Origin of the sequence: Pseudomonas sp. NBRC 111143 (assembly GCF_001320965.1) — a bacterium.
Taxonomy (GTDB): Bacteria; Pseudomonadota; Gammaproteobacteria; order Pseudomonadales; family Pseudomonadaceae; genus Aquipseudomonas; species Aquipseudomonas machongensis.
This window is the reverse complement of the sequence record NZ_BCBT01000010.1, coordinates 106945-131546: the sequence shown is the minus strand read 5'-3', so window position 1 is coordinate 131546 and position 24602 is coordinate 106945. Positions and strand designations below refer to the sequence as shown.

21 protein-coding genes are annotated in these 24602 nt (G+C 63.8%); 9 read left to right on the top strand and 12 right to left on the bottom strand.

Annotated elements, in window-relative coordinates; translation table 11 throughout:
• Positions 1 to 102 precede the first annotated feature (102 nt).
• Positions 103 to 2004, top strand: coding sequence for an esterase EstP (gene estP, locus APH44_RS08415; protein WP_054892237.1), 1902 nt, complete (start codon positions 103 to 105; stop codon positions 2002 to 2004).
• A 144-nt stretch (positions 2005 to 2148) separates the two neighbouring features.
• Here the strand turns inward: estP and trpE are convergent, their stop codons facing one another.
• The 9 genes from trpE to APH44_RS08370 form a co-directional block, all read right to left on the bottom strand.
• The gene (trpE, locus tag APH44_RS08410; RefSeq protein ID WP_054892236.1) at positions 2149 to 3630 is read right to left on the bottom strand and encodes an anthranilate synthase component I; all 1482 of its coding nucleotides are present in this window, start codon (positions 3628 to 3630) and stop codon (positions 2149 to 2151) included.
• Between the two features lie 70 nt (positions 3631 to 3700).
• Positions 3701 to 4519: a phosphoglycolate phosphatase gene (locus APH44_RS08405; RefSeq protein WP_054892235.1), complete on the bottom strand. Its 819-nt coding sequence runs from the start codon at positions 4517 to 4519 to the stop codon at positions 3701 to 3703.
• A complete protein-coding gene (gene rpe / locus APH44_RS08400) occupies positions 4516 to 5190 on the bottom strand; it encodes a ribulose-phosphate 3-epimerase (RefSeq protein ID WP_054892234.1) in 675 nt (224 codons plus the stop codon). The genes APH44_RS08405 and rpe overlap by 4 nt, the downstream gene beginning before the upstream one ends.
• 184 nt (positions 5191 to 5374) lie before the next feature.
• On the bottom strand, positions 5375 to 6202 hold the full coding sequence (locus APH44_RS08395) for an ABC transporter permease (protein WP_054892233.1): 828 nt from the start codon (positions 6200 to 6202) through the stop codon (positions 5375 to 5377).
• 11 nt (positions 6203 to 6213) lie between these two features.
• Positions 6214 to 7461, bottom strand: coding sequence for an ABC transporter permease (locus tag APH44_RS08390; RefSeq protein ID WP_054892232.1), 1248 nt, complete (start codon positions 7459 to 7461; stop codon positions 6214 to 6216).
• A gap of 67 nt (positions 7462 to 7528) precedes the next feature.
• On the bottom strand, positions 7529 to 8563 hold the full coding sequence (locus APH44_RS08385; RefSeq protein ID WP_054892231.1) for an ABC transporter substrate-binding protein: 1035 nt from the start codon (positions 8561 to 8563) through the stop codon (positions 7529 to 7531).
• Between the two features lie 40 nt (positions 8564 to 8603).
• Positions 8604 to 9716 (bottom strand): ABC transporter ATP-binding protein, encoded by a 1113-nt coding sequence (locus APH44_RS08380; protein WP_054892230.1) that lies wholly within the window; start codon positions 9714 to 9716, stop codon positions 8604 to 8606.
• Between the two features lie 275 nt (positions 9717 to 9991).
• The gene (locus APH44_RS08375) at positions 9992 to 10621 is read right to left on the bottom strand and encodes a response regulator transcription factor (RefSeq protein WP_054892229.1); all 630 of its coding nucleotides are present in this window, start codon (positions 10619 to 10621) and stop codon (positions 9992 to 9994) included.
• 10 nt (positions 10622 to 10631) lie between these two features.
• Positions 10632 to 13019 (bottom strand): PAS domain S-box protein, encoded by a 2388-nt coding sequence (locus tag APH44_RS08370; RefSeq protein WP_054892257.1) that lies wholly within the window; start codon positions 13017 to 13019, stop codon positions 10632 to 10634.
• A 94-nt stretch (positions 13020 to 13113) separates the two neighbouring features.
• Here APH44_RS08370 and APH44_RS08365 point away from each other — a divergent pair, with 94 nt between their 5' ends.
• Entirely contained in the window at positions 13114 to 14115 is a 1002-nt protein-coding gene (locus APH44_RS08365; RefSeq protein ID WP_054892228.1) for an alpha/beta hydrolase family protein, read from the top strand.
• Between the two features lie 84 nt (positions 14116 to 14199).
• On the opposite strand, the gene APH44_RS08360 is transcribed toward APH44_RS08365, so the two are convergent.
• From APH44_RS08360 to APH44_RS08350, 3 genes are read right to left on the bottom strand one after another with little or no spacing between them, the layout of a single operon-like run.
• Positions 14200 to 14964: a TerB family tellurite resistance protein gene (locus APH44_RS08360; protein WP_054892227.1), complete on the bottom strand. Its 765-nt coding sequence runs from the start codon at positions 14962 to 14964 to the stop codon at positions 14200 to 14202.
• A 1-nt stretch (position 14965) separates the two neighbouring features.
• The gene (gene murU, locus APH44_RS08355; protein ID WP_054892226.1) at positions 14966 to 15637 is read right to left on the bottom strand and encodes an N-acetylmuramate alpha-1-phosphate uridylyltransferase MurU; all 672 of its coding nucleotides are present in this window, start codon (positions 15635 to 15637) and stop codon (positions 14966 to 14968) included.
• Positions 15634 to 16653, bottom strand: a complete 1020-nt coding sequence (locus tag APH44_RS08350; RefSeq protein WP_054892225.1) for an aminoglycoside phosphotransferase family protein — start codon at positions 16651 to 16653, stop codon at positions 15634 to 15636. Before APH44_RS08350 ends, murU begins: the two co-directional genes overlap by 4 nt.
• 131 nt (positions 16654 to 16784) lie before the next feature.
• On the opposite strand from APH44_RS08350, the gene APH44_RS08345 reads away from it, so the two are divergent.
• From APH44_RS08345 to glpE, 7 genes are all read left to right on the top strand, one after another.
• Complete coding sequence (locus tag APH44_RS08345; protein ID WP_054892224.1) at positions 16785 to 19622, top strand: LPS-assembly protein LptD; 2838 nt, start codon at positions 16785 to 16787, stop codon at positions 19620 to 19622.
• Positions 19603 to 20922 carry a peptidylprolyl isomerase SurA gene (surA, locus tag APH44_RS08340; RefSeq protein WP_054892223.1) on the top strand — a complete coding sequence of 440 codons (1320 nt, stop codon included), beginning with the start codon at positions 19603 to 19605 and terminating at the stop codon, positions 20920 to 20922. The genes APH44_RS08345 and surA overlap by 20 nt, the downstream gene beginning before the upstream one ends.
• Positions 20919 to 21908 carry a 4-hydroxythreonine-4-phosphate dehydrogenase PdxA gene (gene pdxA, locus APH44_RS08335; protein ID WP_054892222.1) on the top strand — a complete coding sequence of 330 codons (990 nt, stop codon included), beginning with the start codon at positions 20919 to 20921 and terminating at the stop codon, positions 21906 to 21908. Before surA ends, pdxA begins: the two co-directional genes overlap by 4 nt.
• A complete protein-coding gene (rsmA, locus tag APH44_RS08330) occupies positions 21905 to 22705 on the top strand; it encodes a 16S rRNA (adenine(1518)-N(6)/adenine(1519)-N(6))-dimethyltransferase RsmA (protein ID WP_054892221.1) in 801 nt (266 codons plus the stop codon). Before pdxA ends, rsmA begins: the two co-directional genes overlap by 4 nt.
• A gap of 166 nt (positions 22706 to 22871) precedes the next feature.
• On the top strand, positions 22872 to 23252 hold the full coding sequence (gene apaG, locus APH44_RS08325; protein WP_054892220.1) for a Co2+/Mg2+ efflux protein ApaG: 381 nt from the start codon (positions 22872 to 22874) through the stop codon (positions 23250 to 23252).
• Entirely contained in the window at positions 23252 to 24118 is an 867-nt protein-coding gene (locus tag APH44_RS08320; protein ID WP_054892219.1) for a symmetrical bis(5'-nucleosyl)-tetraphosphatase, read from the top strand. Before apaG ends, APH44_RS08320 begins: the two co-directional genes overlap by 1 nt.
• A 14-nt stretch (positions 24119 to 24132) precedes the next feature.
• Entirely contained in the window at positions 24133 to 24462 is a 330-nt protein-coding gene (gene glpE, locus APH44_RS08315; RefSeq protein WP_054892218.1) for a thiosulfate sulfurtransferase GlpE, read from the top strand.
• Positions 24463 to 24602: the final 140 nt, after the last annotated feature.

Genomic DNA, 24602 nt, shown 5'->3' with positions numbered 1-24602 from the left:
AGGCGCAATACGCCGCAAATACTGGGGAACGAACGGACTGCGTGCTTTTTTGCTAAGGTCTTCGGGCTTGTCTCCATAAAAACAATGAAAAGGAACTTCCACATGCGACAGCCACCTTTCCTGCGCACGGCCCTGTGCCTGCTCACCCTCGCCTGCAGCCAGGCCATGGCGGCGCCCTCGCCGTACTCTTCACTGATCGTATTCGGCGACAGCCTGAGCGATGCGGGGCAGTTCCCTGATCTCACCGGTGGCACACCGGGCATGCGTTTCACCAATCGCGATGCGAACGGCAACTATGCCCCGGTGTCACCCATGATCCTTGGCGGGAAGCTGGGCTTTTCCGACACGGAACTGGGCCCATCCACCTCGCGGGTCAATCTTGTGCAAGGTCGCCCCGACGGCAACAACTGGGCCGTCGGCGGCTACACGACACAGCAGATCCTCGACTCGATCACCGACACCTCCGAGGCGGTGATTCCACCCGGGCGCCCTGGCGCAGGTCTCGTCCTGCGTGAGCGCCCCGGCTACCTGGCCAACGGCTTGCGAGCCGACCCGAATGCGCTCTACTACGTCACCGGTGGCGGTAATGACGTCCTGCAGGGGCAGGTCAACAGCGCCGCCGATGCAGCCGCCGCTGGCGCGCGGCTGGCCGCCAGTGCCCAGGCCCTGCAGCAGGGCGGAGCGCGCTACATCATGGTGTGGCTGCTGCCCGATCTGGGGCAGACCCCGAATTTCAGCGGTACGCCGCAGCAGGGCCCGCTGTCGCAGCTTTCGGGCGTGTTCAACCAGTCGCTGCTCAACCAATTGCGCCAGATCGACGCTGAAATCATCCCGCTGAACATCCCCACCCTGCTCGGCGAAGCGCTGCGCAGCCCGGCGGAGTTCGGCCTGGCCGCAGACCAGAACCTGGTCGGCACTTGCTACAGCGGCGACAGCTGCGTGCAAAACCCGGTCTATGGCGCCAACGGCACCAACCCCGACCCAACCCGGCTGCTGTTCAACGACTCGGTACACCCAACCATTGCTGGCCAGCAACTGATCGCCGACTACGCCTACTCCATCCTAGCCGCCCCTTGGGAACTGACGCTGCTTCCGGAAATGGCCCACGCCAGCCTGCGCGCCCATCAGGATGAGCTGCGCAACCAGTGGCAGACACCCTGGCAGGCCGTTGGTCAGTGGCAAGCCTTCGTCGCCACCGGCGCCCAGGATCTGGACTTCGGCAGCCAGCGCAGTTCGGCAAGTGGCGATGGCCGCGGTTACAACCTGACCCTCGGCGGTAGCTACCGGCTCGATGATGCCTGGCGCGTCGGCCTGGCAGCAGGCGTCTACAGACAGAAACTGGAGGCAGGCCAACAGGACTCTGACTACAAGCTTGACAGCTACCTGGCCAGTGCCTTCGCCCAGTTCCGCCAGAACCGCTGGTGGGCCGATGCGACGCTGACTGCCGGGCACCTGGACTACAGCGATCTCAAACGCAGCTTCGCCCTGGGCGCCAGCGAGCGTACCGAAAAAGGCGATACCGATGGCGAGGCCTGGGCCATCAGCGGGCGACTGGGCTACAACCTGGCCGCCGACGCGAGCAGCTGGCAATTGGCGCCGTTCATCAGCGCCGACTATGCGCGAGTCAAGGTCGATGGCTACGACGAGAAGAGCGGACGCTCCACGGCCCTGGCTTTCGACGACCAGGACCGCAAGTCCCGCCGCCTGGGTGCAGGGCTGCTGGGCAGTGTGCAAGTTCTGCCGAGCACGCGGTTGTTCGCCGAGGTCGCGCGCGAACACGAGTTCGAGGATGACCGCCAGGACTTGACCATGCACCTGACCACCCTGCCGGGCAACGACTTCACCCTTGCCGGCTACACGCCGCACAGCAACCTGACCCGCGCGAGCCTGGGCCTCAGCCATGAACTGGTGCCGGGGGTGAACCTGCGGGGCAATTACAACTGGCGCAAGAGTGATGAGCTGCGCCAACAGGGGGTAAGCCTGGCGGTGAGCCTGGACTTTTGAGGATTAACCCGTCGCGGTGCCAGCCCCCTCCTACAGAAATCGCAGTGAACCTGTAGGAGCGGGCTGGCCCCGCGATGGGTTGCGCAGCAGCCCACTCACACCACCAAAAAAACGGCGCCCATCAGAGCGCCGTTTTTTCATCCATCAGCCGCGCGGCGTCTGCTCGGCCAGCGCCACGGCACGGAACATCGCCCGACGCTTGTTGATGGTCTCTTCCCACTCCAGTGCCGGTACCGAGTCGGCCACGATGCCGCCACCGGCCTGCACGTGCAGTTCGCCGTCCTTGATCACCGCAGTACGGATGGCAATGGCGGTGTCCATGTTGCCGTTCCAGGCAAAGTAACCCACTGCACCACCATAGACACCCCGCTTGACCGGCTCCAGCTCGTCGATGATCTCCATCGCCCGGATCTTCGGCGCGCCCGACAAGGTGCCGGCCGGCAGGATCGCACGCAGTGCGTCCATCGCCGTCAGCCCCTCGGCCAACTCGCCGGTGACGTTCGAGACGATATGCATGACGTTCGAATAACGCTCGATCACCATTTTCTCGGTCAGGCGCACGCTGCCCGTGGACGACACACGCCCCACATCGTTGCGCCCCAGGTCGATCAGCATCAGGTGCTCGGCAATTTCCTTGTCGTCCGACAGCAGGTCGTCTTCCAGCGCGCGGTCGGCCTCTTCGTTGGCGCCGCGCGGGCGGGTGCCAGCGATCGGACGTACGGTGACCAGATTATCCTCGACCCGTACCAGCACTTCCGGCGAGCTGCCGACCACATGGAAGTCGCCGAAGTTGAAGAAGTACATGTAGGGGGTCGGGTTGAAGCAGCGCAGCGCCCGGTACAGATCGATGGGCGCAGCCTTGAAGTCGATGGACATGCGCTGCGACGGTACGACCTGCATGCAGTCGCCAGCGAGGATGTATTCCTTGATCCGCCCGACCGCATTCTCGTAGTCGTCCCGGGTGTAGCTGGAGCGGAATTCAGGCTCAGCGGCCATCGGCCCGCTGAGGTCCAGCCCCCGACGCGGGGTGATTGGCTGGCGCAGCTTGTCGAGCAAGCCATCCAGACGCGCCTTGCCTTGCTCGAACGCCTGCTCCTCAGACGGCTCGACCAGCACGATCGCGTGCATCTTGCCGGCCAGGTTGTCGAACACCACCACGGCGTCGGAGACCATCAGCAGGATGTCCGGCACCCCCAGCGGATCCGGGTTCGGACAGGCGCCCAGGCGCTTCTCGACATAGCGCACGCAGTCATAGCCGAAATAGCCGACCAGGCCACCATTGAAGCGCGGCAGTCCAGGAATGTCGGCGACCTTGTAGCGGTCCTTGAACGACTCGACGAATGCCAGTGGATCCTCGACCTCGTGGGTCTCTACCTCGACGCCATCGTGCAGGATGCTCACCCGGTAGCCGTGCACGCGCATCACCGTGCGCGAAGGCAAACCGATCATCGAGTAGCGCCCCCACTTCTCCCCGCCCTGCACGGACTCGAGCAGATAAGAGTTGGCCTGGTCGGCAAGCTTCAGGTAGATCGACAGCGGCGTATCGAAGTCGGCCAGGGTTTCACAGGCCAGGGGAATGCGGTTGTAGCCGGCAGCGGCCAGGCGCAGGAATTCTTCGCGGGTCATGGGTAGCCTCGTGGCAAGCAGCAATGGGTTCGGGCAAGCGGACGGGCCGGCAGGCGCCGGCGAGCGGGAGTCAGGCGCGCCAGCGCCAACGGGCCAGGGCCTTGATGACTTTCATCCAGAATTTGCCGGTAGCACCCACAGTGGAGTCTCTGTCTTGGGAGGCTTGAAGGTCCGCCCACGTTATCCCAGTGTCGGTGACTAAGCAACCGGGCAACAGCAGGCGCAGATCGTCGAGTACCAGGCTCGGCGACTCCTCGTCGATCGGCCGTCCGTGGTTGTAGCCGTAGGTCAGGCCGACGCTCTTGACCCCCGCTGCCCTGGCCGCCTGCACGTCACTGCGCGAATCGCCGACGAACAGCGACTGCTCGGGCGCAATGCCGGCCATCTTCATGACGAACAGCAACGCCGCCGGGTCGGGCTTCTTCTGTGGCAGGGTGTCGCCACCGATGATCCAGCGGAAATAGCGACCGATCTTCATCTGGTCCAGCAACGGCCCGACAAAGCGTTCGGGCTTGTTGGTGATCAGCGCCATCTCCACGCCCTGCTTGCGCAACCAGCGCAAGGTGTCGCGCACGCCTGGGTAGACCACGGTGAGCTCATGGCTTTCGCCATAGGCTTCCATGAACAGTGCCAGCGCACGCTCGGCCAGTTGCGCATCGACAGCATCGTGCTCGATGCCGCCAGCCAGGGCGCGACGCACGAGCACCTCGGCACCGTTGCCCACCCACTGGCGCACGGCATCCAGCCCTGCGGCCGGGCGCCCCAGTTCGAGCAGCATGCGGTCCACGGCGGCGGCCAGGTCCGGTACCGAATCGATCAACGTACCGTCCAGATCGAACATCACCAGCCTGGGCAGCGTCCCCGGGAACAGCTGCTCAAAGCCACTCATGGGCGGGCCTGGGCCAGTTCGGCGCGCATCTTGGCGATCACTTCTTGGTAGTCCGGGGCGTTGAAGATCGCCGAGCCGGCAACGAAGGTGTCGGCGCCGGCAGCGGCGATTTCACGGATGTTGCCGACGTTGACGCCGCCATCGATCTCCAGGCGGATATCACGCCCGCTGGCATCGATCAGCGCGCGGGCCTCGCGCAGCTTGTCGAGGGTGCCAGGGATGAACTTCTGCCCGCCGAAGCCGGGGTTGACGCTCATCAGCAGGACCATGTCGACCTTGTCCATCACGTATTTCAGTGCGTCCAGGCTGGTGGCCGGGTTGAATACCAGGCCGGCCTTGCAGCCGCCGTCCTTGATCAGTTGCAGCGAACGGTCGATGTGTTGCGACGCTTCCGGGTGGAAGGTGATGTAGGTAGCGCCGGCCTCGATGAAGTCGCCGATGATGCGGTCGACCGGGCTGACCATCAGGTGCACATCGATCGGCGCGGTCACTCCGTACTTGCGCAGTGCGGTGCAGACCATCGGACCGATGGTCAGATTGGGCACGTAGTGGTTGTCCATGACATCGAAGTGGACGATGTCGGCCCCGGCGGCCAGAACCTTGTCGACGTCCTCGCCCAGGCGGGCGAAATCGGCGGAAAGAATGGAGGGGGCAATAGCGTAGGGCTGCATGGCGCACCTATGTGGTGGAAATCACGGTGGCGCGCATTGTAACCCAGGGAAGTGGACGGGGGCTGATTGGTATCAATTGGTGTCGAACGGTGCACGGAACCGGGGTTGTCTGTACCGGCCTCATCGCGGGGCAACTGTGGGAGCGGGCTTGCCCCGCGATGAGGCCGGTGCAGCCGCCGCAGGATCAGGCCGGCTGCTGGGTCCGCAACTTCTCGCTGCGCCCGCGCAACCACTCCAGGGTCAGCAGCAGGATCACCGAAAACGCAATCAGCAACGTGGCCGCCGCCGCAATGGTCGGGCTCAGGTTCTCGCGAATGCCACTGAACATCTGCCGCGGCAAGGTGGCCTGCTCTGGGCCAGCGAGGAACAGCGTCACCACCACCTCATCGAAGGACGTGGCAAAGGCGAACAGCGCTCCGGAAATCACGCCCGGCGCAATCAGCGGCAAGGTCACCCGACGGAAGGTCAGCAAGGGCGAGGCGCCGAGGCTGGCCGCGGCGCGCACCAGGTTGTAGTTGAACCCCTGAAGGGTCGCCGACACGGTGATGATCACGAACGGCACGCCCAGCACCGCGTGCACCAGGATCAACGAAATGAAGCTGTTACCCATCCCCAGCGGCGCGAAGAACAAGTAGCTGGCCACACCGATGATCACCACCGGTACCACCATCGGCGAAATCACCAGCGCCATCACCAGCGACTTGCCGGGGAAGTCGCCGCGGGTCAGGCCGATCGCGGCCAGGGTGCCGAACACCATGGCCAGTACCGTGGCCGCCGGAGCGACGATGATGCTGTTCTTCAGCGCGCGCATCCACTCGGCAGAGGCGAAGAAGTCCTGGTACCACTGCAGCGAAAAGCCCTGCAGCGGGTACACCAGGAAGCTGCCGCTGTTGAACGACAGCGGAATGATCACCAGCACCGGCAAGACCAGGAACAACAGGATCAGGCCGCAGAGAATGCGCAGGCTGTAGAACCAGACCCGCTCCACGGGCGACATGTAAGGGCTCAGCATGACAAGGCTCCTCAGCTCAGGCGCAGGCGGCTGGCGCCGACCAGCCAGCTATAGATCAGGTACAGCAGCACGGTTGCCAGCAACAGCAACCCGCCCAGGGCCGTGGCCATGCCCCAGTTGATGCTGGTGTTGGTGTAGAAGGCGACGAAATAGCTGACCATCTGGTCGTTCGGGCTGCCCAGCAGGGCGGGGGTGATGTAATAGCCGATGGCAAGGATGAACACCAATAGGCAGCCGGCGCCGACACCGGCGTAAGTCTGCGGGAAGTACACCCGCCAGAAGCTGGCGAACGGATGACAGCCCAGCGAGATCGCCGCACGCATGTAGCTGGGCGAAATACCCTTCATCACGCTGTACAAGGGCAGGATCATGAACGGCAGCAGGATGTGCACCATGGAGATGTAGACCCCGGTGCGGTTGAACACCAGCTCCAACGGCTGATCGATGATGCCAATGGCCATCAGCGCGCTATTGATCAGGCCGCCAGACTGCAACAGCACGATCCACGCCGCCACCCGCACCAGGATCGAAGTCCAGAACGGCAACAACACCAGGATCATCAACAGGTTGCTCTGCCGGGTCGGCAGGTTGGCCAGCAGGTAGGCGAGTGGATAAGCCAGCACCAGGCAGATCACGGTGATCACCACACCCATCCACAGGGTGCGGGCAAAAATGTCCAGATAAATGGCCTGGTCAGGGGTGGTCTTGGCCAGTTCGCCCAGATCATCGATGCGGTGATCCAGCGAGGCCAGCAGGTAGAAAGGTGTCACCTCGCTGGTGTTACGGCGAATTGCCTGCCAGTAGGCCGGGTCGCCCCAGCGCTCATCAAGGGTTTGCAGGGCTTCTTTATAGGAAGCCGGTTCGGTCTTGAACGGCAGTGCACGTGCTGTCTTGGACAGCAGGCTGCGGTAGCCGGCCAGCTCCATGTTCAGGCGCTTGGAAAGCTCGCCCAGGGTCTGGTTCTTGCGCGATTCGGCCAGGTCCTCGCTGAGGGCCTTGTACACCGCCTCGTCGGGCAGGCTCTTGCCGTCCCACTGCAACACGGCGTCGACGGTGCGCGGAAGGCCTGCGACCACCTCGGGGTTTTCGACGCTCTTGTACAAAAGTGCGGCGATCGGCACGAGGAACACCAGCAGCAGGAACAGCGCCAGCGGCGCGATCAACGCCTGGGCCTTCCAGCGGTTGACCCGTTCGGCGCGCTTGAGGCGCTGTTTGAGACTTGGACCTGCGCCTTCATTCAGGGGCACTGCAATGGCCATGGCGAACTCCGAAAAACACAGAAAACGAGGGAGCGCCGGTCAAACCCCGGCGCTCCTTTGAGGCGCGTTACTTCTTCGCAGCCCAGGCGTTGAAGCGTTGCTCCAACTGCTCGCTGTTGTCGGCCCAGAAGGCCACGTCGATCTGCACCTGGTTGGCGATGTTCTCGGGCGTGGTCGGCATGTCCTTCTTCACATCGTCCGACAGCAGTTCGATGGCCTTGGAGTTGGCAGGGCCGTAGGCGATGTTCTCGGAGTAGATCTTCTGCTGTGCCGGTTGCACGGTATAGGCGATGAACTTCTTCGCCTCTTCCACGTTCTTCGCACCCTTCGGAATGGCCCAGGCGTCGAAATCGTAAATCCCGCCGTTCCACACCACCTTCAGGTTGCTGTCCTTCTGTACCGCAGCGATCCGGCCGTTGTAGGCCGAGCTCATGACCACGTCACCCGAGGCCAGGTACTGCGGCGGCTGGGCGCCGGCTTCCCACCACTGGATGTTCGGCTTGAGCTCGTCGAGCTTCTTGAAGGCTCGGTCTACACCGGCCTTGGTCTGCAGCACCGAGTACACATCCTTGGGCGCTACGCCGTCGGCCATCAGGGCAAATTCCAAGGTGTACTTGGCACCCTTGCGCAGGCCACGCTTGCCGGGGAATTTCTTGGTGTCCCAGAAATCGGCCCAACTGGTGGGCGCGGTCTGGAGTTTGTCGGCGTTGTAGGCCAGCACCGTGGACCACACGAAGAAGCCTACGCCGCAGCCCTGGATCGCACCGGGTACGTAGTCGGCCGCGTTGCCGAACGGCGCGGGGTCGAGTTCCTCGAACAGGCCTTCCTGGCAACCGCGCTCCAGCTCTGGCGACTCCACCTCGACCAGGTCCCACGACACGCTCTTGGTATCGACCATGGCTTTGACCTTGGCCATCTCGCCGTTGTACTCCCCGGCGACGATCTTGCCCTTGCCGGCCTTTTCCCACGGCTCGTAGAACGCCTTGACCTGGGCCGCCTTGTTGGCACCGCCGAACGACACCACGGTGAGGTCCGCGGCCAGGGCCTGCCCCGCAGTAAACAGCCCCAGGGCCAGGGCGGTCAGTTTCAACTGCTTGCGCATTATTATTCTCTCCACAGTACAGGGTTGGTGAAGCAATCGATCAGTGGGCTTCGGCAATCGGGTCGAGCGCACGGGCGTGGTCCACCTGCCAGCCAAGCGGTACCACATCGCCCACGGCCAGGGCCGGGTCGAGCTCGGCGATTGGCTGCTTCACGAAGAAGTCGGCCTTGCCGCAGACTTCCAGGCGCACCCGCACGTGGTCGCCCAGGTAGATGAACTCGGCCACGCGGCCGGAGAAACGGTTGACGCAATGCTCGCTGTGGCCGTTGAGACGCACGCGCTCCGGGCGGATCGACAGGGTCACCGGCTCGCCGGCCTGGCCGACGTTCACTGCCAGCGCCTCGACCTTCTCGCCACGTGCCAGTTGCACCTGGCAGCGCTCGCCGTTGCGCGCCAGCAGAGTGCCGTTGATGCGGTTGTTCTCGCCGATGAAGTTGGCGACGAAAGTGTTGGCGGGCTCTTCGTAGAGGGTGCGCGGGTCGGCGATCTGCTGGATCTCGCCCTGGTGGAATACCGCCACGCGGTCGGACATGGTCAGCGCCTCGCCCTGGTCGTGGGTGACATAGACCACGGTCACGCCCAGGCGCTGGTGGATATGCTTGATCTCCATCTGCATGTGTTCGCGCAACTGCTTGTCGAGCGCCCCGAGCGGCTCGTCCATCAACACCAGTTGCGGCTCGAACACCAGCGCTCGCGCCAGCGCCACACGCTGCTGCTGACCGCCGGAAAGCTGGCCGGGGTAGCGCTTGGCGAAGCTGTCGAGCTGGACCATGTTGAGCACACGCTTGACCCGCTCGCTGATGTCGGTCTTGCTCAGGTTGCGCACACTCAGGGGGAAAGCCAGGTTCTCGGCGACGGTCATGTGCGGGAACAGCGCATAGTTCTGGAACACCATGCCGATGTCGCGCTTGTGCGGTGGCACGTTGTTGATCGAGCGCCCGGCCAGCTGGATCTCACCGGCGGTGGGGGTCTCGAAACCGGCCAGCATCATCAGGCTGGTGGTCTTGCCCGAACCGGAAGGGCCGAGCAGGGTGAGGAACTCGCCCTTGCGGATGTCGAGGTTGAGGTCCTTGACGATCAGCGATTCGCCGTCGTAGCTCTTCTGCACACCACGGAAGCTGACCAGCGTCTCGTTCGAATTCGCCTCGCTCATGCCCTGCACCTTCTTGTTGGAATGACTGCGTAGGCAAAAGACTAGAAGAACGGCAAAGCCCCGGAAATCGGGGGTGCTGAGAGAATGCCATCATCCAGATGGAAGAGTTGTTGTAGGGATTGCCCTACAAGGATGACGCGATTGGAATACTCCTCATCCCGACACCTCCAACCCTGTGGGAGCGGGCTTGCCCGCGAAGAGGTCGACACAGACACAGAGATCGACAGGCAGGGACCTTTCGCGGGCAAGCCCGCTCCCACAGATGCATGTCGCAATCAGACCAGCTTGTGCTCCATGGCGTACTTCACAAGCTCCGCCAGCGAATTGACCTTGAGCTTCTGCATCAACCGCGCCTTGTGGGTGCTGATGGTCTTGCTCGACAGCGCCAGCTGCTGGGCGATGTCGTTGACGTTGGCACCCTGGGCCAGGCGTTCGAACACCGAGAACTCACGCTCCGACAGCAGTGTGTGCAGCGGCCGGGTCTCGGTCAGGCCCACCTCGAAGACCATGCGGTCGGCCAGCACCGGGTCGATGTAGCGACCACCACCGGCGACGCGGCGGATCGCGGTCAGCAGCAGCGCCGGGTCGCTATCCTTGGTCGCATAGCCTGCCGCCCCCGCCTTGAGCGCGCGTGCTGCCATCTGTGCTTCGTCGTGCATCGACAGCACCAGGATGGCTGGCGGACTGTTCAGCGCGCGGATCCGCGGAATCGCCTCCAGGCCGTTGACGCCCGGCATCGAGATATCCAGCAGCACCACCTCGCAGGGGGTATGGCGCAGCGTTTCGAGCAACTGCTCGCCATTGCCGGCCTCGCCCGCTACCAGCATGTCCTTGGCCAGGCCGATCAATTGCTTGATGCCCTCGCGGACGATGGTGTGGTCTTCAGCCACCAGCACTCGAATCACGGTGTTTCTCCTAATAAAGAGGGATGGCCACGCTCAGGCTGGTGCCCTCGCCCGGCTCGCTTTCCAGGGTCACGCTGCCGCCCAGCATCAGCACCCGCTCACGCACGCCGACCAGGCCGAACGAGGTGGGGCGTGACTGAGCCGGGCTGAAACCGACACCGTCGTCGATCACCGTCATGCGTAGCCAGTCATTTTCATGCTTGAGCTCGATTTGCACCGTGTGCGCCCTGGCATGGCGCATGACATTGGTCAGCGCCTCCTGCAGGATGCGGAACAGTCCGGTGGCCTTGGCATCGCTCAATGCTGGCAGATTATCCGGCACCTGCACCAGGCAGGGAATCTGCGTGCGCGCCTCGAAGCGCCGGGCCTGCCATTCGATGGCCGAGGCGATCCCGGCATCGAGGATCGGCGGACGCAACGCCGTGGCCACATCGCGCACCAGCTGGAACAACTGGGCGATCAGTCGCTTCATGCTGGTAAGTCGCTCGTTGAGCCCCGGGTCGAGCTCGGCGAAAGCCAGCTCGCACATCGAAACTTCCAACTTGAGCACAGTGAGCATCTGCCCGAGCTCATCGTGCACTTCACGGGCGATCCGCGCCTTCTCCTCCTCACGCACACTCTCCAGGTGTGCCGACAACTCACGCAGTTGCTCCTGGGAGCGCGCCAGTTCCAGCTCGACCCGTTTGCTCTGGGTGATATCCCAGACAATGCCGTCCCACACCACCCGGCCATCGGCCTGACGCCGGGCGCTGGCCTTGATGTCGGCCCAGCGCTGCAGACCTTCGCGGGTGAGAATGCGGCCCTGCCAGGACCAGTCGCGGTCATTGGCCAGCGCCAGGTCCTGGACCCGGTGATAGTCAGCGCGGTCATCGGGGTGGACCAGGTTGCGCAGCCCCATGTCCGCCTGCTGGATCTGGGCGGGGGCATAGCCGACCAGCGCCTCGCTGCCCTCACTGACATAGGGAAACTCCGGCTCGCCCTCGGCAGGATCACGCTCCAGGCGAAAGACCAGGCCCGGCACGTTGCCCGCGATACCCTTGAGCCGCGCCTCGCTCTCGCGCAGGGCCGCCAGGGCGCGGCGGCGCTCGGTGACATCGGTGATGAACACCACCAGGTATTCGGCATCCCGAAAACGCAGGAAGCTCAGTGACAGCTCTACCGGCAGCAAGCTGCCATCGGCACGACGGCACAGGGTCTCGAACGCTTGTGCCCCACTGTCGCCCGTGCGCGCACGCTTCCACAACTCCAGCCAGCGGTCCATGTGCAGACTCGGCTCGATATCGATCAGCGGTCGCTCGAGCAGTTCGCCCTCGCCATGGCCGAGCATGCGCTCGGCAGCATGATTGGCATAGCGCACGTGGCTGTCCCAATGCACCCAGAGGATGCCGACGGTGCTCTGGTCGATGGAAAACTGGCTCAACCGCAGTGCCTCTTCACGGGCCTGGCGTTCGAGCAGGCTCTCGCGCACGCTCAGCAGGCTCCGCTCGAGCCGGTGCTGCTGGCGACGCTGCATCGCCAGGGTGGCCAGCGCGCAGAGCAGCAACAAGCCGAACAACAACGCAAGGTTCTGCCAGAACCCCGCCGACTCGCTCAGGCGCGGGTACTTCGGTTGCAACCAACGCTGGTGCAACTGCTCCAGTTCCCTGGCAGGCATCGCCTGCAGACCGCGCTCCAGCACGTCGGCCAGCAGCGGCCAATCGCGGCGCGAGCCGATACGCAGCAACTGCGGCAGGCCAATGTCGCCCACGACCACCAGGTCACCGAATTCGCTCTCGCGCGACAGGCGACTGAGCTGCGCCTCGTCGAGCACGGCGTAGCTGGCTTGCGCACCCAGCACCAACTGCAGCGCCTCGCGCTCATTGGGCACGCCCTGCAGGTTGAGATTGGCGAAGTTGCCACGCAGGTAATCGGCCAGACTGCTTGGCATGCGCACGGCCACCCGGTCGCTGGCGCCAAGCTGCTCCAAGTCGACCGCCAGCGCACCACTGCGCAGGCCGACCAGCAATTGCGGCACACGCATGTAGGGGTCGCTGAACAGCCACAGGCGCAGGCTTGCCGGGGTTTGAGCGAGGCCTGGGGCAAAATCGATCTCGCCAGCCTGCAACGCATGCTCCAAGGCAGTCTGATCTGGGAAGTTTCGCCAGGTCAGGTCCAGATTCAGAGCCCGCCCCAGCCAGCTCACCAGCTCGACGTTGGCCCCGTACAACTGCTGCAGGCGCCGGTCGAACTGAGCATAGGGTGCTTGCAGCACCAGGCCCACGCGCAGGCTGCGATGGCTGTCGAGCCATTGCTGCTGCGCAGGCTCGAGCACCACCGACGGGGCTGCCGGGGGTTTGGCAAGGGCGATCAAGGGCAGGCACAACCAGCCGATAACCAACAGGCAACGCATTCGCTTCATCGATACGCTCATCTTGGCAATGACGGCCATCTGCGTGGCCGTCGCGGGCAAATACTATTAGGCTGCCGGTATCATTCTGGCCTTGGGTTGATCCATGTTCATACTTTATCGCACGACGCTGGCCATGTTCTGCCTGGCCTCGGCCCTACCGCTCGCGGCCCATGCCGCCGACCCCGACAAACCTGCCGCGCCGGCCGAAACCACTGCCGTGCGCGCGCCCCTGGCCGAACGCAGCCAGGAAGACGCCCAGGCCCTGGAACGCCTGGTGCCCAAGGCCGAGCAGAAGACCCTGCAGGCCGACGGCGAAAACTTTCTGGCGCTGTGGAAACCGGCAAACGACAGCGCCCCGAAAGGCGCCGTGATCATCGTGCCCGGTGCCGGCGAAACCGCCGACTGGCCGAATGCTGTCGGCCCGCTGCGCAACAAGTTCCCCGATGTCGGCTGGCACAGCCTGAGCATCAGCTTGCCCGATCTGCTGGCCGACAGCCCGCAGGCACGCGCCACCGACACACCCGCCGCCCAGCCCGACAAGGTAGAAGGCAAGGGCACCAGCGCCCCGGCCAAGGATACGCCGGACGACGCCAACGCCAATGTCGCCCAGGCCACGGCGGCCGATGCCGATACCGCGCAGGGCACCGACGCCGTGCAGGCCGACGAGCAGAACGACTCCGCCGACGCCACCCGCATCTTCGCCCGCCTCGATGCTGCCGTGGCCTTCGCCCAGCAGCAGAATGCCCACAGCATCGTCTTGATCGGCCATGGCAGCGGTGCGTACTGGGCGGCGCGCTATGTGAGCGAGAAACAGCCACCACAGGTGCAGAAGCTGGCACTGATCTCGGCGCAGACACCGGCACGGGTCGAGCACGATCTGGAAAGCCTGGTACCGACGCTCAAGGTGCCCACCGCCGACATCTACGTCATGACCCGCACCCGCGATCAGAACGCCGCCAAGCTGCGCCTGCAAGCCAGCAAGCGCGAGAAGGACAGCCAGTATCGGCAGCTGTCGCTGATTGCCATGCCGGGTGCCAGGGCAGCGGAGCAAGAGCAGCTGTTCCGTCGGGTGCGGGGATGGTTGATGCCGCAGGAAGCGCAGTAAGGGGCTGGGTGTGTTGCCCCCTGTGGGAGCAGCGGTTCGCCGCTGCGACCTGCCCGCGACGAATTCACCACCGCACCCTGCCCCTCAAATGCCCCGCCGCTTGCGAATCAGGGCATAAGCCTGATGCAACTCACGCGTGCGCTCGGTCGCTTCACGCACCCGGACCTCGCTTGCACCACTACCGACCAGCTTGTCCGGGTGATGCCGGCTGACCAGTCGGCGATAGGCCTGCTTGATCCGATCACCGTCGGTATCGACCTCGACGCCCAGCAGTCGCAGTGCCGCGGCATAGGTCATCACCCCGCCCTCGACCGCAGAACGGCTCGGCTCGTACTCCTGGGACAAGGCCTGCACCTGGTTACGGCTCATGCCCAATTGCTGGCCCCAGTCCAGCAACAGCTCACGCTCGTGCCGCCCCGCCTTGCCATCGGCCCAGACCATGCGCCAGCACGCCCGCAGCGTACCTTCGGCGCCGTGGGGCTGCTGGCCGATACGGCGCAGGTACTGCCCCAGACGGTCCTTGCCCGACTTGCCGCGGTTGAATGCCGCGATCGCCCGCAAGCGGGCGGGCTCCGCAAGGTCCAGGCGGGTCATTTCCTGACGTGCCTGATAGATATGCCCCTCTGCGACTCGCCCATCACTCTTGGCCAGACGCCCCAACAGCACGAACAGCAACTCTTCGTCGCGCAAGGCCGGACGCCCACCCAGGCGCTCGCGTACATCATCCCATCCCTGCAAGCGCAGACGCCGGTCCATGGCCTGCCCCAGCAGGGCGCCCAGCAAGGCGCCAGGAATGCTGGCCACGGCAAAACCGGCTCCGGCACCAATCACTGTGCTCGGCCACCACATGTCAGGCACGCTCGCCGATCAGGCGCTCGACCTCGGCCAGGCGCTCGAGAGTGCCGACGTCGATCCACTGCCCAGGATAATGCTCACCTGTCACCTGCCCGGCCGCCATTGCCTGGCGCAGCAGCGGCGCGAGCTTGAAGGCGCCGGGCTGGCAGCCTTCGAACAACTTCGGGTCGAGTACCGACAGGCCACTGAACGTCAGGGTGCCGGGAGCGTCGTCGCCATCGACGACGTGCGTGCCGTCGAGACGGAAGTCGCCACGCCCGTGATGCCCCGGATTGTCCACCAGCACCAGGTGCGCAAGGCCCTGAAGCGGTTGAAACAGGCGCTTGAAGTCGTATTCGGTCCAGACGTCACCGTTGACCAGCAGGAACGGCGCATCCCCCAGCAGCGGCAGCGCCTTGAAGATGCCGCCGCCGGTCTCCAGCGGCTCGCCCTCGGGCGAATAGCTGATGCTCAGACCGAAGCGGCTGCCATCGCCCAGGTGATCCTCGATCTGCTGCCCGAGCCAGGCATGGTTGATCACCACATCGCTCACCCCCGCCCTGGCCAAGGCTTCGAGGTGGTACTCGATCAGCGGCTTGCCCGCGGCAGGCACGAGGGGTTTGGGGGTGTGCAAGGTCAGCGGGCGCATGCGCTCGCCCTTGCCTGCCGCCAGGATCATCGCTTTCATGGGTGTGCCCCGGTCTTGAGTTCGCCGATCAGTTGACCGAGCTCGGCCAGCTCAGGGCGACGGGCGATCACTTCATCTATATAGGCAAAGAAACGCGGCACGTCGGTGAGGTAGCGCGGCTTGCCATCGCGGTGACAGATGCGGGCGAAGATGCCGATCACCTTGAGATGGCGTTGTACGCCCATCAGGTCGCTGGCACGCTGGAATTCTTCAAACTCAGGCTGCACCGGAATCCCTGCGGCCTGCGCCTTGTCCCAGTAGCTGCGCAACCAGCCATCGACACGTGCTTGCGGCCAACTGAGGAAGGCATCCTTGAACAGGCAAGTGATGTCGTAGGTCACCGGGCCGTAGACGGCGTCCTGAAAGTCCAGCACGCCCGGGTTGGGGGCGCTGTGCATGAGGTTGCGCGGCATGTAGTCGCGGTGCACCAGGACCTTGGGCTGGGCCAGGGCACTGTCGATCAGTTGCTGGCTGACACGCTGCCAGCTGGCTTGCTGCGCTTCGCTGAACGCCAGTTTCAGTTCACGCCCGACATACCACTCGGGGAACAGCTCCAGTTCGCGGCGCAGCAAGGCGGTGTCGTAGCTCGGCAGCGGCGCTTGCATCGGCAGTTGTTGCTGGGCCAGCAGCGCGTCAATGGCATCGGCGAACAGGGCATCGGCATTGTCGTCGCCGATGATTTCCAGATATGTCTTGCGCCCCAGGTCGCTCAACAGCAGGAAGCCACGCTCCAGGTCCTGGGCATGGATCACCGGCACGTTGATACCAGCGCTGGCCAGCAAGTGGTCGATGGCGACGAAAGGTGCGCAATTTTCCTGCGGCGGTGGCGCATCCATGATCACGAAACTGTGTCCGCCGCCCTCCCAGCGGAAGTAGCGACGAAAGCTCGCGTCGCTGCTGGCGGCGGTCAGGCTGCCCGCAGGCACGTCGCCCCAGGCGTTTTCTTGGAAAAGATTCTGAAGCTGTTGTTCGAGCCACACAGTCAGCTGTTGCAGGCGTACATCATGATCAGGCATTACAAGGGTCTCCGACGGCCCCTAGCCGTCAAGCGGGTCATGCTTTATTATCCAGCATCTTTTTCAGACCATCGAGAGGCGTGCGGCCCCACACGCGGGCAGATGGCACGCAGGAAGCCCGGACTAATAAGATGGCATTGAAATCCCCCGCGTTTCGTAGAAAGTTTCCATTGCTGGTGACTGGCGGTCTGCTGGCCCTGCAACCTCTGGCCACATCGTACGTGGTGGCTGCCGAGCAGTTCGACTGCCAAGTGTCCGCCGCCGGTGGTTGGGACTGCAAGCCCAAGACCGCTGCCAGCACTCTGCCGCCGCGCCCTGTGCACGATGGCGCAGCGCTCAGTGGCGGCACCGAGGCCCAGACCGCCGAGGCGGCTGGCAGTGCCGAGCCCAAGCCGGTGCTGGTCACCGAGAGCAAGGGCCGTGCGCTGAAATCGCGCAGCGAAGACTACAGCCATCTGGACTGGGTACCCCGCGAGAAGCTCACCGCTGCGCAACTGGCCGAGACCGGCCCGTATTGCGGCGGCGCGTACATCGAGCCGACCCGTCCGGGCATGAACGACTCCACGCCCAAGGACGAGTCGCCGACCTACCTCAACGCCAAGGTATCCAAGTACCAGCAGGAGCAGCAGATCGCTACCCTGGCCGGTGACGTGGTCATGCGCCAGGGCAGCATGCAGGCCGAAGCCGACGAAGCCAACCTCTACCAGACCGAGAACCGCGGCGAGCTCAAGGGCAACGTCAAGATTCGCGACAACGGTACGCTGGTGGTGGGCGACCAGGCCGAAGTCCAGCTCGATACTGGCGAAGCCAAGGTCGACAACGCCGAATACGTGATGCACAAGTCGCACATCCGCGGCTCGGCCCTGTACGCCAAGCGTGCCGAAAACGCCATCATCCGCCTCAAGGACGGTACCTATACCACCTGTGAGCCGGGCAGCAACGCATGGCAGCTCAAGGGCAACAACATCACCCTGAACCCGGCCACCGGCTTCGGTACCGGCACCAACGTCACCCTTCGGGTCAAGGATATTCCGGTGTTCTACACACCGTACATCTACTTCCCGATCGACGACCGTCGCCAGTCCGGTTTCCTGCCGCCGTCGTTCAGCACCAGCAGCGACACCGGCTTCATGCTGGTCACGCCGTACTACTTCAACCTGGCGCCGAACTACGACGCCACCCTGTATCCGCGCTACATGGCCAAGCGCGGCTTGTTGATGGAAGGCGAATTCCGCTACCTGACCAAGTCGAGCGAAGGTCAGTTCGGCGGCGCGTACCTCAACGACGAGGACGACGACCGCAAGCTGCAGACGGACTACAAGAAAGAACGCTGGATGGTCAACTGGCAGCACAAGGGCGGCCTGGATGACCGGATCATGACCGAGGTGGACTACACCGACATCAGCGACCCGTTCTACTTCCAGGACCTCGAGACCGACCAGATCGGCGTGCAGAAGCGCGACTTCGTCAACCAGCGCGGCACGCTCACCTATCGCGGTGACTCCTACTCTGCAACGCTGAACGCCCATGCCTTCGAAATGGCGACGATCTCCCAGATCACGCCATACGACAAGCTTCCGCAGATCACGCTCAATGGCATGCTGCCCTATCATCCGGCGGGCTTGGACTTCGGTTACGAGACCGAGGCCGTTCGCTTTGATCGCAACCTGAAAAACGATCTGGTCTTCAACAAGGATGGTGAGGCGGATGGCTCGCTGGGGTATGTATTCGACCCGGCGGGCAATATTATTGGTGGTCGCCGTATAGACGAGAGCGTTTCAGGTATTGCCCGCGCCAACGGCAACCGGCTGAACATCGCACCATCCATCAGCTTGCCGATGGCCGCCAGCTACGGATATATCACTCCGAAGCTCAAGTACGTCTATACGAATTATGATCTGGACCTCGATGGCCAGGGCAAGACGCAGGCCCAAGCGCAGTCGTCCATCGACGGGTACGGCAGTTACCATAGCTCGATCAGTCGCAACGTTCCGATCTACAGCGTCGACAGCGGCCTGTACTTCGACCGCAATACCTCGCTGTTCGGCACCAATTATCGCCAGACGCTCGAACCACGCCTGTTCTATCTCTATGTTCCCAACCAGGACCAGAAAGACATCCCTCTGTTCGATTCTGGTGAAACGCTCTTCAGTTATGACTCGCTGTTCCGCGACAACCGCTTCAGCGGCCTGGACCGCATCGGCGACGAGAACAAGCTGTCGCTGGGCGTGACCACCCGCTGGATCGAGGAGAATGGGTTCGAGCGCCAACGTTTCAGCATTGGCCAGGCCTACTACTTCGAAGACCGCAAGGTACAGCTGCCCGGTATCGATTACCGTACTCGCGACGACGCCAAGTCGAACGTTTCGCCGTACGCCCTGGTCTATCAGTACGCCTTCAACCGCGACTGGCGCTTCAACTCGGACTTCAACTGGGATCCGGACAGCCGCAGCACCCGCTCGGGCAGTGCGATGTTCCACTACCAGCCGGAAGACAACCCGAACAAGGTGGTCAACCTCGGTTATCGCTACCGCAACGACACCATCACCTACGACTCCCTCAGCGGAGTATGGAAAGTGGGTGGCGGCGACTATGGCTCTCCGGGTGACCCCAACTACATCAAGGACTATTACAAGATCCAGCAGCACGACTTCTCGGTCATCTGGCCGATCGTGCCGCAATGGAGTGTGATCGCCCGTTGGCAGCACGACTACAACCGCAACCGCACCCTCGAAGCGATGGGTGGTTTCGAATACGACAGCTGCTGTTGGAAGGTGCGTCTGATCAATCGCTACTGGCTCGATGCAGACGACTTCAGCCAGGCGTTGCCGCAGAACGAGAAAGGCGACCACGGCGTATTCCTGCAGATCGTCCTCAAAGGCCTCGGCGGCGTCGTGGGCAACAAGGTCGAATCGTTCCTGGACCAAGGCATTCAAGGTTACCGTACACGTGAAGAGCAAGCTTATTGATCGTCTGCGCCCGCTGATGCTGGGCGCCGTAATGCTGAGCGGTGCGGTGCATGCCGCGCCGCAACCCCTGGACCGCGTGGTGGCCATCGTCGATAACGACGTGGTCATGCAGAGCCAGCTGGACCAGCGCGTACACGAAGTGCAGCAGACCATCGCCAAGCGCGGCGGTGGCGTGCCGCCTGCCGGCGCCCTGGAACAGCAGGTGCTGGAACGCCTGATCGTCGAGAACCTGCAACTGCAGATCGGCGAGCGCTCGGGCATTCGTATCACCGACGAAGAACTCAACCAGGCCATCGGCACCATCGCCCAGCGCAACGGCATGTCGCTGGATCAGTTCCGTGCTGCCCTCGCTCACGATGGTCTGTCGTTCGATGACGCCCGTGATCAGGTCAAGCGCGAGATGATCATCAGCCGCGTTCGCCAGCGTCGCGTGGCCGAGCGCATCCAGGTGTCCGAGCAGGAAGTGAAGAACTTCCTCAACTCCGACCTGGGCAAGATGCAGATGTCGGAAGAATACCGCCTGGCCAACATCCTGATTCCGACCCCGGAAAGCGCCAATTCGGACGCTATCCAGGCCGCGGCACGCCAGGCTGGCGAGGTCTACCAGCAACTGCGCCAGGGCGCCGACTTCGGCCAGTTGGCCATCGCCCGCTCGGCCAGCGAAAACGCCCTGGAAGGCGGCGAGATGGGCTGGCGCAAGGCCGGCCAACTGCCACCTGACTTCGCCAAGATGCTCAGCAGCATGTCCATCGGTGACATCACCCAGCCGATTCGCATCCCCAACGGCTTCATCATCCTCAAGCTCGAGGAGAAGCGCGGTGGCAGCGAAAGCGTACTGCGCGACGAAGTCCATGTACGTCATATCCTGATCAAGCCCAGCGAGATCCGCAGCGATGCGGCGACCGAGCAACTGGCTGAACGCCTGTACGATCGCATCAAGAATGGCGAAGACTTCGCCCAACTGGCGAAAAGCTTCTCGGAAGATCCAGGTTCCGCACTCAACGGCGGCGACCTGAACTGGGTCGACCCGAACAGCCTGGTTCCGGAATTCCGCGAGCAGATGGCCAACGCCGAGCAAGGCGTCGTGACCAAGCCGTTCCGCACCCAGTACGGCTGGCATGTTCTGGAAGTACTCGGTCGTCGCGCTACCGACAGCACCGAACAGGCCCGCGAACAGCAGGCCCTGAACGTACTGCGCAACCGTAAATACGACGAAGAGCTGCAGACCTGGCTGCGCCAGATCCGCGACGAAGCCTACGTTGAGATCAAGCTGCCTGGCGCCGACCAGGCGACCCAGTGAAGCCCCTGCGCTTCGCCGTCACCCCCGGCGAGCCGGCCGGCATAGGTCCAGACCTGTGCCTGCTGCTCGCCGCAGAGCCTCAGCCGCACCCCCTGATCGCCATCACCAGCCGTGACCTGCTCGCCGAGCGGGCCGCGCAGCTGGGGCTGGCGGTTGTGCTGCTGCCGGTCTCGCCGGATGCCTGGCCAGACCAACCGGCCCCCGCAGGCAGTCTCTATGTGTGGGACACGCCACCCGCAACGCCTGTGACTGCCGGCCAACTGGACTCACGCAACGCGGCTTTCGTCCTGCAGACCCTGACCCGCGCGGGCCAAGGCTGCCTGGAGGGTGACTTCGCGGGGATGATCACCGCCCCGGTGCACAAGGGCGTGATCAACGAGAGCGGTATCGCCTTCTCCGGGCATACCGAGTTCCTCGCCGACCTCACCCAGACGGCCCAGGTGGTGATGATGCTCGCCACCCACGGTCTGCGTGTGGCATTGGTAACCACGCACCTGCCGCTGCGCGACATCGCCGACGCCATCACCGCCGAACGCCTGGAACGCGTCACGCGTATCCTGCATGCCGACCTGCGCGACAAGTTCGGCATCACCCAACCACGCATCCTGGTCTGCGGCCTCAACCCGCATGCCGGCGAAGGCGGCCACCTTGGCCGTGAAGAAATCGACATCATCGAGCCCGCGCTCGAGCGCCTGCGCGCCGAGGGCATGGACCTGTGCGGTCCATTGCCGGCCGATACCCTGTTTACCCCCAAATATCTGGAGCACTGCGACGCAGTGCTGGCGATGTACCACGACCAAGGCCTGCCCGTACTCAAGTACAAGGGCTTCGGCGCCGCAGTCAACGTGACGCTGGGCCTGCCGATCATCCGTACCTCGGTCGATCATGGCACTGCCCTGGACCTGGCCGGTAGCGGCAAGGTCGACACCGGCAGCCTGCGCGTCGCCCTGGAAACCGCCTACCAGATGGCCGAGAACCGACCATGAACGAGCACTACCAACACCGGGCGCGCAAGCGCTTCGGCCAGAACTTCCTGCACGACGCCGGCATCATCGACCGCATCCTGCGGGCGATCAACGCCAAGGTGGGCGAGCACCTGCTGGAAATCGGCCCGGGCCAGGGCGCCCTGACCGAGGGACTGCTGGGCAGCGGCGCACAACTCGACGTGGTCGAGCTGGACAAGGACCTGGTGCCCATCCTCCAGCACAAGTTCGCCGACCGTGACAATTTCCGCCTGCACCAGGGCGATGCCCTCAAGTTCGATTTCAATACCCTGGGCGTGCCGCCGCGCAGCCTGAAAGTCGTCGGCAACCTGCCCTACAACATCTCCACGCCACTGATCTTCCACCTGCTGGCTCACGCCGGACTGATCCGCGACATGCATTTCATGCTGCAGAAAGAAGTGGTCGAGCGCATGGCCGCAGGTCCGGGCGGCGGGGACTGGGGACGCCTGTCGATCATGGTGCAGTACCACTGCCGCGTGGAACACCTGTTCAACGTCGGCCCTGGCGCGTTCAATCCGCCACCGAAAGTGGATTCGGCCATCGTCCGCCTGGTGCCGCACGAAGTGCTGCCGCACCCGGCCAAGGACCCGGCACTGCTCGAGCGCGTGGTGCGCGAAGCGTTCAACCAGCGCCGCAAGACACTGCGCAACACACTCAAGGGGCTGCTCGACAGCCAGGCCATCGAGGCGGCTGGCGTCGATGGCAGCCTGCGCCCTGAACAGCTGGACCTGGCGGCCTTCGTGCGCCTGGCTGATAAACTGGCACTGCAGCAAGGCTGACTCGGCCCTTGCTGCCCCTTCGCGGGCAACCCGCCCCTCTCCTGGGGGCGGGTTTACCCGCGAAGTACCCCACACCGATGACAGCGCCCACCGCTGGCCCTCCCCCCTCTCAATGGCCTAGACTGCGACAATCGCGTTAATGCTCCCGTTCGCCCAAGGCCTTTGCATGTCCGACCCCCGCTATCAGATCGACGTCAGCGTCGTGACCCGCTTCCTCAAAGAGCAATCCGACCCCGAGAACAACCGTTTCGCCTTCGCCTACACCATCACGGTGTCGAACAACGGCACGCTCAAGGCCAAGCTGAGGGCGCGCCACTGGCTGATCACCAACGGTGACGGTGCCGTCGAAGAAGTGCGCGGCGATGGCGTCATTGGCCAACAACCGACCATCGACCCTGGGCAGAGCTATACCTACAGCAGTGGCGCAGTCATCAGCACTCGCGTCGGTACCATGCAAGGCAGCTATCAGATGTTCGCCGAAGACGGTACCCGCTTCGACGCCGAGATCGCGCCGTTCCGCCTGGCTGTGCCTGGAGCTCTGCACTGATGGCCACCTACGCCGTCGGTGACCTGCAAGGCTGCCTGCAACCGCTCAAGTGCTTGCTCGAACGCGTCAACTTCGATCCCAAGGTCGATCGCCTGTGGCTGGTGGGCGACCTGGTCAACCGTGGCCCGGAATCGCTCGAAACCCTGCGCTACCTGTATGCGATGCGCGAGTCGCTGGTCTGCGTGCTCGGCAACCATGACCTGCACCTGCTCGCAGCCTGGCATAACATCGAGCGCCTGAAGAAAAGTGACACCCTGCGCGAGATCATCGAGGCACCAGACGCCGATCAGTTGCTCGACTGGCTGCGCCGCCAGAAGCTGCTGCACTATGACGAGGCCCGGGGTATCGCCATGGCTCACGCCGGCATCCCGCCCCAGTGGACGCTGGGCAAGGCCCTGGAGCTGGCAGCAGAGGTGGAGGAGGTGCTGCGCGACGACAACCGCCTCAAGCTCTACCTCGACGGCATGTATGGCAATGAACCGAACAAGTGGAGCAAGAACCTCAGCGGCGTCGAGCGCCTGCGGGTCATCACCAACTATTTCACCCGCATGCGTTTCTGCACCACCGACGGCAAGCTCGACCTCAAGAGCAAGGAAGGCCTGGACAGCGCCCCCAAGGGCTACAAGCCCTGGTACGCCCACAAGGACCGTCGCTCGCGCCACGTGAAGATCATTTTCGGCCATTGGGCCGCCCTCGAAGGCAACGTCGAAGAGCCGAGCGTCATCGCCCTGGACACCGGTTGCGTATGGGGCGGCGCCATGACCCTGTACAACCTGGACAGCGGCCAATACCACCGCTGCGACTGCACCGACGAAGGCACCGTACGTACGGCACCGGAACCCACTAGAATCAACGACCGAACCTGAAGGAAAACGTACCCATGAGCGAATTCAAGCGCATCCCTCCGGAACAGGCCCTGGCCTTGCGTGCACAAGGTGCGGTGGTGGTCGACATTCGCGATCCCCAGGCCTTCGCTGCCGGCCATATCACCGGCGCCCGCCATCTGGATAACCATTCGGTGGCCGACTTCATCCGCAACGCCGACCTCGACGCGCCGACGCTGGTGGTCTGCTATCACGGTAACTCCAGCCAGAGTGCCGCCGCCTACCTGGTGGGCCAGGGCTTCTCTGAGGTCTACAGCGTCGACGGCGGCTTCGAGCTGTGGCGCGCTACCTATCCGGCCGAAACCGCCCAGAGCGACGCCGAATAATTTTTTTCATTTCCCCTCAAGCCCGCGTCACCTGCGGGCTTGCGCCTTACCTGACGAACGGTCGGAAGCAACTTCTCGGCCCCTTGCCCTTGACCTTGCGTATTACCAACTATCCTTAAGCGCAGGCCATCCAAAAAGGG